The organism is Frankia sp. CcWB2 (assembly GCF_977927585.1).
Genome location: NZ_CDWRCM010000026.1, coordinates 9,361 through 16,913, shown reverse-complemented (window position 1 = coordinate 16,913; position 7,553 = coordinate 9,361). Strand labels below are relative to the sequence as shown.

At 69.6% G+C, this 7,553-nt stretch carries 6 protein-coding genes and 1 pseudogene; 2 read left to right on the top strand and 5 right to left on the bottom strand.

Features of this window, described 5'->3' with window-relative positions; genetic code table 11:
- On the bottom strand, positions 1–935 hold a 935-nt coding region (locus ACY45C_RS04905; protein WP_462186463.1), incomplete at its 3' end, for a patatin-like protein.
- 194 nt (positions 936–1,129) lie between these two features.
- On the opposite strand from ACY45C_RS04905, the gene ACY45C_RS04900 reads away from it, so the two are divergent.
- Both ACY45C_RS04900 and ACY45C_RS04895 read left to right on the top strand, forming a co-directional pair.
- Positions 1,130–2,974, top strand: coding sequence for an acyl-CoA dehydrogenase (locus tag ACY45C_RS04900; RefSeq protein WP_462186449.1), 1,845 nt, complete (start codon positions 1,130–1,132; stop codon positions 2,972–2,974).
- Positions 2,975–3,209: 235 nt separating this feature from the next.
- A complete protein-coding gene (locus ACY45C_RS04895; protein ID WP_462186448.1) occupies positions 3,210–3,413 on the top strand; it encodes a hypothetical protein in 204 nt (67 codons plus the stop codon).
- Positions 3,414–3,534: 121 nt separating this feature from the next.
- On the opposite strand, the gene ACY45C_RS04890 is transcribed toward ACY45C_RS04895, so the two are convergent.
- From ACY45C_RS04890 to ACY45C_RS04875, 4 genes and pseudogenes are all read right to left on the bottom strand, one after another.
- Positions 3,535–3,771 carry a hypothetical protein gene (locus tag ACY45C_RS04890; protein WP_011434531.1) on the bottom strand — a complete coding sequence of 79 codons (237 nt, stop codon included), beginning with the start codon at positions 3,769–3,771 and terminating at the stop codon, positions 3,535–3,537.
- 130 nt (positions 3,772–3,901) lie between these two features.
- Positions 3,902–5,272 (bottom strand): dihydrolipoamide acetyltransferase family protein, encoded by a 1,371-nt coding sequence (locus ACY45C_RS04885; protein WP_462186447.1) that lies wholly within the window; start codon positions 5,270–5,272, stop codon positions 3,902–3,904.
- Between the two features lie 52 nt (positions 5,273–5,324).
- A complete protein-coding gene (locus ACY45C_RS04880; RefSeq protein WP_462186462.1) occupies positions 5,325–6,386 on the bottom strand; it encodes an alpha-ketoacid dehydrogenase subunit beta in 1,062 nt (353 codons plus the stop codon).
- A 243-nt stretch (positions 6,387–6,629) separates the two neighbouring features.
- A pseudogene (locus ACY45C_RS04875) lies at positions 6,630–7,376 on the bottom strand (thiamine pyrophosphate-dependent enzyme); the annotation flags it as partial.
- Between the last annotated feature and the right edge of the window lie 177 nt (positions 7,377–7,553).

Genomic DNA, 7,553 nt, shown 5'->3' with positions numbered 1-7,553 from the left:
GGTGTGGGCGGCACGGGTGGCATGGTCGGTGCCGCCGGATTCATCGGTGCCGCCGGATCCGTCATCGGTACCGGCATCCGCGGCGAGGGCACGACGTAGGCGAGCACGCGACGGACCTGGCGCTCGGCGGGCCGGTCGAAGATGGCCGCCAGCGCCGGTCCGATCGGGCGGTTGACCAGAATCCCGCCGTCCGAGGCGTGGAATCCGCGGGAGGCGTTGACGTAGCGGGCCATGTCCGGGTGCGCGGCATCGACGGCGTGCCCCACCGGCACGTAGGCCGGCTCGAAGGCGCCCGGAAAGGCGGAACTGGCCCGTGCGGCCAGGGCGAGACGGGGGACCGCGCCAGGGTCGGTCAGGTCCTGCGTGCCGAAGGCGAACAGGCCCCGGTGGTCGACGTCGCACATGGTGCCGCCGAGTGAGTCGGCGTGCTCGGCGACCTCGCCGCGCATGATCGTCGTGGTGATGAAGACCGATGTCGGGCGGTCCGCGCCGGCCCGGTTGGGGCGGGCCGTCTCCCCCACCGCTGCCAGGGCGGTGTGCAGCGCGGGCAGCACGGCGGTGTCCCCGTGCAGTAGCGAAGGATACGTCTTTTCGTGGGGGGTGCGCATGAGCGCGTCAAGCGAGCCGAGGGACAGCCACAGGTCCCGCAGCGGGGTGAGATCGGCGTGGTGGGTGTTCGCGTAGCCCAGCATGGCGGCGTTGATGCCACCGGCCGAGGTGCCGGCGAGTACGTCCACACTGACCTCGACGTCGAGGATGGCTGCCAGCCGGGCGTAACGGGCGGCGACGGCAGCGTCCGCTTCGTCGGCCCGGTCACGGTCCGGGCTGGTCGCAAGGTTGATCTCGGTGGCGACCCCGCCCATCCAGACGGCGAGGCTCGCGCCACCGGTCATGACGACCGCGAGCCGTACCTCCTGGGTGGCCGGGTCGCGCATGAGTGGCAAGAGTAGACGTGCCCGGCCTCGGGTCTTCCCCGTTTGTCGGAGAAAAGTTGGATCGCGACGACTTCTTCCCAGCCGCCGCTCTTGTCAACGGGTTACTCGTGAGTAGCATGGGAACAACGTACTCACGAGTAGCTAGCCGGCATCGGCTGATCACGATGTCCGGCGGTCCCGGGAAGGAGCCGTTGATGGGCCACTACCGGAGCAATCTGCGAGACATCGAGTTCAACCTGTTCGAGGTGTTCGGGATCGATCGCACGCTCGGCACCGGTCCCTTCGGGGAGATGGACGCCGAGACCGCGCGCGAGGTGCTGGCCGAGCTCGACCACCTCGCCTCCGGACCCGTTGCCGAGTCCTTCACCGACGCCGACCGTCATCCGCCGACCCTGGATCCGGCGACCGGATCGGTGACCCTGCCGGAGTCGTTCAAGAAGTCCTACCAGGCCGTTCTGGACGGTGAGTGGTGGCGGCTCTACCTTCCGCCGCACCTGGGCGGACTGGGTGCGTCCCCGACCGTCGCGTGGGCGGCCTCGGAGCTGCTGCTCGGAGCGAACCCGGCCATCTTCATGTACATGGCCGGCCCGACGTTCGCAGCGATCCTGCACCGGCTCGGCAACGAATGGCAGCGCCAGCTCGCAGAGTTCGCCATTGAACGGCACTGGGGCGCGACGATGGTGCTCACCGAGCCGGACGCGGGTTCCGACGTCGGGGCCGGTCGTACCAGGGCGATCGAGCAGCCCGACGGCACCTGGCACATCGAGGGCGTGAAGCGGTTCATCACCAATGGGGACTGGGATGTCCCGGAGAACATCATCCATCTCGTGCTCGCCCGGCCGGAGGGGCACGGCCCGGGGACCAAGGGCCTGTCGATGTTCGTGGTGCCGAAGTTCATGCCCGATCCGCGGACCGGCGCGCCCGGCGCCCGCAACGGCGTCTACGTGACGAACATCGAGAAAAAGATGGGCCTGAAGGTCTCCGCCACCTGCGAGCTGCGGTTCGGTGAGCGGGCGCCGGCGGTCGGCTGGCTGGTCGGTGACGTCCACGAGGGCATCGCCCAGATGTTCCAGGTGATCGAGTACGCCCGGATGATGGTGGGCAGCAAGGCCATCGCCACGCTGTCCACCGGATATCTCAACGCGCTCGAGTTCGCCCGCACCCGCGTCCAGGGTGCGGACCTGGCCCGCGCGTCGGACAAGACGGCACCGCGTGTCACGATCATCCATCACCCGGATGTCCGCCGGATGCTGATGATGCAGAAGGTGTATGCGGAGGGCATGCGTTCGCTGATGCTCTACACCGCGACGTTCCAGGACCGGGTTGCGCTGGCCGGCGAGCGGGGGGAGACCGACGAGCTCGCCGAACGCATCAACGACCTGCTGCTCCCGATCGTCAAGGGGGTCGGCTCCGAACGGTCCTACGAGCTGCTCGCCTCTTCACTGCAGATCCTCGGTGGTTCCGGGTACCTGCAGGACTATCCGATCGAGCAGTACATCCGCGATGCCAAGATCGACACTCTCTACGAGGGCACCACGTCGATCCAGGGCCAGGACCTGTTTTTCCGGAAGATCGTCCGGGACCAGGGGCAGGCGCTGACCTCCGTACTGGGCGAGATCCAGACGTTCGTGAAGGGGGAGGCCGGCAACGGCGCGCTGCGGGCGGAGCGGGAGGCGCTGGGGGTGGCTCTCGATGACGTCCAGAGCATGGTGAATTCGCTGGTCGGGTTCCTCACCGGCGCCGCCGAGGATGCCGCCGCGATCTACAAGGTCGGCCTGAATACGACGAGGCTGCTGATGAGCCTCGGCGACCTGATCATCGGATGGCTGCTCCTGCGCGGCGCCGAGGTAGCCCTGCGAACCCAGGATTCTCCGGCATCCGCCGGGGCCCGGTCCGCTCGGGACGCCGCCTTTTACCAGGGCAAGGTGGCCGCCGCGCGCTGGTTCGCGGCCAATGTGCTACCGGAGTTGACGGCGCGCCGGGTATCGCTGGAGTCCACCGGCCTCGGGCTCATGGAACTGCCGGAGGAGGCGTTCTGATGTTGCCGGGGCGGGGTTGCGTTCTTGTCGCGGCAGGGTATATGGGCCGGTATGGGAATCCCGTTGAGTCTTTTACTCTTGGCCCTCGGCGCCATCCTCGCCTTCGCGGTCCGCTCCGAACCGTCCGGGCTCGACATCACGGCCGTGGGCATCATCCTGATGTGCGTGGCTCGGCCTCACCCTGTACCGCGACCAGTGGCGCAGAAAGATCGTCGAAGAGTCGGCCGAGAACGGCGTGCCCGCGCTCATGCCGCTCGATGACGGCATCATCGTCGACCCGTCCGCCCCATTCGAGGCCCCGCACCGGCGCGAGCTGGGACTGGCCCCCGAGGAGGATCGTCGGCTGAACCCCTCACGCCACCCGGAGGCGACCTCCGGTGACGGGCAGCCGGCCATCCACGTGCACGTCGAAGGGGACCACCCCGTGTCGCCTCACTGAACCGTGCTCCTTCACCGGTCCGCCTGCCCACCGCCCGGTCCGGTTCCCAGGGCGGTCCGTGGGGACGGACCAGGGAACCGGACCGGGCGCTCGTCCGCGGGGTCGAGCCGGGATGGTCGGTTCAGGAGGTGCGTAGCGGCGGGAACGCCTGATCGAGCTCGTTGCGCATGTCCCGCTTGAGGATGTCGTCGGCGTCCGAGGAGGACTGACCCTCGAGTAGGAACCGAGCCACTCGTAGGGTGAGGTCGACCCGCTCAGCCAGGTTGAGCGTGCCGGTGAACCGGCCGCTGGAGTTGGCGGAGGTCAGAACCTTGGCGACGAACTCGTCCGCGGCCTGCAGTGCCTCCACTCGCGTCATGGTTCCACCTCTTTGTGCCGGAAGCCGGTCAGAGGCGCAACCGTACCAGGGAGCGGAATCTGGGCTGTTGTGTGCCCCTCTTGCGTGCAGTGTGCCCGTTTGTGGTCAACTGGTGGATCCGATGAGCCGATCAGGACCAGGCGAGTGCCACCGTGGGATCAGTGAGGACGGCACCCACGTCGGCGAGGACCGCGGAGCCCAGCGCGCCGTCGACGATGCGATGGTCGAACGAGAGCGCCAGCTGTACCACCGTACGCACGGTGAGCTGACCCTCGTGCACCCAGGGCATCGGTCGGATCGAGCCCAGGGCGAGGATCGCCGCTTCGCCCGGGTTCAGGATCGGGGTGCCGATGTCGACGCCGAGGACGCCGACGTTGGTGATGGTGATCGTGCCGCCGCGCAGATCCGCGGGGCTGAGCCGGTCCGCCCTCGCCGCGGTGGTGAGGCCGGCCAGGGCGTGAGCCAGTCCGACGACGTCGAGCCGGCCGGCGTCCGGGATGGTGGGCACGACGAGCCCACGCGGGCCCGCCACGGCGATGCCGAGGTTCACCCGGTCGTACACATGTATCTCCGGCCGGCCACCGTTCCCCGGCCGGCCACCGCCCGCGTCCTCGACCCAGGATGAGTTGATCATCGGGTGTCGGCGAACGGCGATGAGCAGGGCTCTGGCGACGAACAGCAATGCGGTGATCTTGATTCCGGTGAACTCCGGCAGCGCCGCGATCCGGTCCCGGGCGGCCATCGTCGCCGTCGCGTCGACGGTGAGGAACTCGGTGACGTGCGGGGCGGCCGAGACGCTGGTGACCATCGCCTGCGCCATCGACCGCCGGATGCCGGTGACAGGCACGTGCCAGGTACGCGTCTCGGTGGAGAAGGTGGCCCCGGCGGGGACGACGCCGATCGGCGGGGCATCGCGCGTGGGCGGCGCCGCGAGGGGCGCGGTACGGGCGGTGGCACGCACTGCGGCCTCGACGTCGGCCCGGCTGATCGTGCCGTCCGGGCCGGTGCCGGCGAGGGAGGCGAGGTCGACGCCGAGGTCACGGGCGAGCTTGCGGACCGGCGGTTTGGCGAGCCCCGGACCAGCTGTGTGCCCCGGACCGGCTGGCATAGGTGGTCGTCGAGGGCGGCGCCGGCGGCTCTCGGCCGTCCTCGGCCCATAACCCACGAGGACTGGGGTGCGCTCGATGCTGCCAGCGTCCCGGGACGTCGGCAGGCTGTTCCCACCCGTCCCGTTCCCACCCGTCCCGTCGGGTTCGGCGTCGGCGGTCTGGATGGTCAGCAGGGGTGCGCCGACCGCGAGGGTTGTTCCCTCGGCGCCGTGGATCTCGGCCAGGATCCCGGCGAACGGGCTGGGGACCTCGACGACCGCCTTCGCGGTCTCGACCTCGACGAGGGGCTGGTTCACCGTGACGGTGTCCCCGACCTGGGCAAGCCACCGGACGATGTCCGCCTCGGTCAGACCTTCGCCGAGGTCAGGGAGCCGGAACTGTCGCTGCGTCACGGTAACCCCAGTCAGATAGCCGGTTGGTCGGTCCTCATGCTTCTCAGGATGCTCAGTACGCGAAGGAACGGTCCACGGCGTCGAGGATGCGGTCGACGTCGGGGAGGTAGTGGTCTTCGAGGCGGGCCGGGGGATACGGGGTGTCGAAACCGGTGACCCGCAGGACCGGCGCCTCCAGGGAGTAAAACGCCTGCTCCGTCACTCGTGCGGCGACCTCGGCCGACACCGAGACGTTGGACGGTGCCTCGTGGACCACGGCCAGCCGGCCGGTCCGGCGTACCGAGTCGAGCACGGGTTCCAGGTCCAGGGGCGAGAGCGTCCGCAGGTCGATGACCTCCAGCGACCGGCTGTCGTCCGCCGCGCTGATCTCGGCGGCGTCGAGGCAGGTCCGCACGGTGGGACCATAGCCGACGAGGGTCGCGTCCGTGCCGGTGCGCACGACCCGGCTGGCGTGCAGTTGGGTGAGCTCGTCCGCGGGCAGTTCGGCGAGGGGGCGCGGGTCGACCACGCCCTTCTCCCAGTACCGCCGTTTCGGTTCGAGGAAGATCACCGGATCGTCGGACCGGATGGCCTGCTGGATCATGTGATGGGCGTCGACCGGGTTCGAGCAGGCGACAACCTTCAGGCCGGCAGTGTGGCAGAAGTACGCCTCCGGCGACTCACTGTGATGCTCGACGGCGCCGATCCCGCCGCCGAAGGGGATGCGGATCGTTACCGGCAGCCGGATCCGGCCGGCCGACCGGTAGTGCAGCTTCGCGAGTTGGCTGACGATCTGGTCGAACGCGGGGTAGACGAACCCATCGAACTGGATCTCACAGACCGGCCGGTAACCGCGCATGGCCAGCCCGATCGCCGTGCCGACGATCGCCGACTCGGCCAGCGGGGTGTCGATGACCCTGGCCTCGCCGAATTCCTGTTGCAGCCCGTCGGTCACCCGGAAGACCCCGCCGAGCTTGCCGACGTCCTCCCCCATGATCAGAACCTTGGGATCGGCGGCCATCGCCGAACGCAGCCCGAGGTTCAACGCCTTGGCCATGGTGACCGGGGCGCGGGCGACCCGCTCACCGACCTCGTCGGAGCGTTGCTCCCCGGCAACGACAGCCCCGCTGGTCACCGGTTTCCCCTCGAGCACGCCCATCTCGTCCTCCACGCCGGGCCCCTCCACGTCGAACATGGCCGCCAACTCCGATCGCTGGGCCGTCACGAGTTCATTCTCAGCCACCTGCACATGATCGAACAGGCTGGTCGGGATCGGATCCGGCAGCGCGACGCACTGCGCGCGCAGCTCGTGCGCGAAGGCGTCCACCTCGATGGCCAGCTGCCGCAGACTCTCCTCGGTGAGCAGGCCCCGCGCTGTCAGGTGGGCGCGCATCCGGTCCAACGGATCACGCCGACGCCACATGCCCAGTTCACTCTCCGGACGGTAGCGGCTGGGATCGTCTGCCGTGGTGTGCGGATTCATCCGGTAGGTCACGGCCTCCACCAGCACCGGGCCACGCCCGGCACGCGCGGTCGCCAGGGCCCACCGGGTCACCGCGAGACACGCCAGCACGTCGTTGCCGTCCACCCGCACGCCCGGGAAGCCGAAGCCGGCGGCCCGGTGGACGATCTCGATTCGGCTCTGGCGCCGAGCGGGCGCTGAGATGGCCCACTGGTTGTTCTGGCAGAAGAACACCAGCGGAGGCGCGAACACGCTCGCCCATCCGAACGCCTCGCTGACGTCGCCCTCGCTCGACGCCCCGTCACCGAAGTACGCAATGGCCGCGTCGTCGGTGCCGTCCCGGGCGATTCCCATCGCGTAGCCGGTGGCGTGCAGCGCCTGCGAGCCCACGACGATCGAGTAGAGGGCGCATCCGTGAGTGTCCGGATCCCAGCCACCGAGCGTCGTGCCGCGATAGATCGCCAGGATTTCCCTCGGCCTGACTCCCCGGCACCAGGCCACCCCGTGTTCCCGGTACGACGGGAACGCCATGTCGCCAGGCCTCAGCGCCCGGCCGGATCCGACTTGGGCCGCCTCCTGGCCCCGCAGGCTTGCCCACAGCCCCAGCTCGCCCTGGCGCTGCAGGCTGGTCGCCTCTTCGTCGAACCGGCGGATGAACACCATGTCCCGATACAGCCCATACAGGTCGTCGTCGGTCAGATCGGCGATCTGGGCGGCCAGATCGGCGGCTGTCCGGGGCGGGTCCGCTCCCGCGGCGCCCGCCCCGCCGGCGCGGGCTCTGGAGGGATCGGGCCCCGGCGCATCGGGCCCGGCTGCCGTCGTCGTGGACGCGGTGGTGAT